This is a genomic window from Tumebacillus amylolyticus, from assembly GCF_016722965.1.
Lineage (GTDB): Bacteria > Bacillota > Bacilli > Tumebacillales > Tumebacillaceae > Tumebacillus > Tumebacillus amylolyticus.
Genome location: NZ_JAEQNB010000031.1, coordinates 1 through 1,002 on the forward strand (window position 1 = coordinate 1; position 1,002 = coordinate 1,002).

Annotated in this window: 2 rRNA genes; both read left to right on the forward strand. The window is 51.3% G+C overall.

The annotated features are described in order from the left end of the window. A 16S ribosomal RNA gene (locus tag JJB07_RS23830) occupies positions 1 to 534 on the forward strand; the annotation flags it as partial. 326 nt (positions 535 to 860) lie between these two features. After that, positions 861 to 1,002, forward strand: a 23S ribosomal RNA gene (locus JJB07_RS23835); the annotation flags it as partial.

Sequence of the window (1,002 nt, forward strand, 5' to 3'; positions counted from 1 at the left end):
TCTAGAGATAGAGCTTCCCTTCGGGGCAGCGGTGACAGGTGGTGCATGGTTGTCGTCAGCTCGTGTCGTGAGATGTTGGGTTAAGTCCCGCAACGAGCGCAACCCCTATGTTGTGTTGCTACCATTTAGTTGAGCACTTACAACAGACTGCCGGTGACAAACCGGAGGAAGGCGGGGATGACGTCAAATCATCATGCCCCTTATGTCTTGGGCTACACACGTGCTACAATGGACGGTACAAAGGGTTGCGAAGCCGCGAGGTGGAGCCAATCCCAGAAAGCCGTTCGTAGTTCGGATTGCAGGCTGCAACTCGCCTGCATGAAGCCGGAATTGCTAGTAATCGCGGATCAGCATGCCGCGGTGAATTCGTTCCCGGGCCTTGTACACACCGCCCGTCACACCATGGGAGTTGGTAACACCCGAAGTCGGTGAGGTAACTGCTTGCAGAGCCAGCCGCCTAAGGTGGGATCGATAACTGGGGTGAAGTCGTAACAAGGTAGCCGTATCGGAAGGTGCGGCTGGATCACCTCCTTTCTAAGGACTTCTAAGCCTAACGGCTAGAAATGAGAAGACTTCGGTCTTCACGGAAACTATGTTTCCAGAGAACGATGTTTCTGAAGAGCTTCTTAATAGAGGCTCTGAAAGAACTTGTTCTCAATGAGGCTTCGGCCTCGGAGACTTCGGTCTCAAAACCAGCTCGTTTCGAGCTCATCTATCTCTAACTCGTTTAGTCTTGAGGGATCAAGTCTTTAGGCGTCAGCCTATGAGATTTGAAAACTCTTGTTCCTTGAAAACTGGATAGCAAACTTTGTGATTCAAGACATCGAATCAATGTATGATCTTTCGATAGCATTAACTTAGGTTAAGCTACGAAGGGCGCACGGAGGATGCCTTGGCGCCAGGTGCCGATGAAGGACGGGGCAAACGCCGATACGCTTCGGGGAGTCGTAAGCAGACTTTGATCCGGAGATTTCCGAATGGGGAAACCCACTACTCGTAATG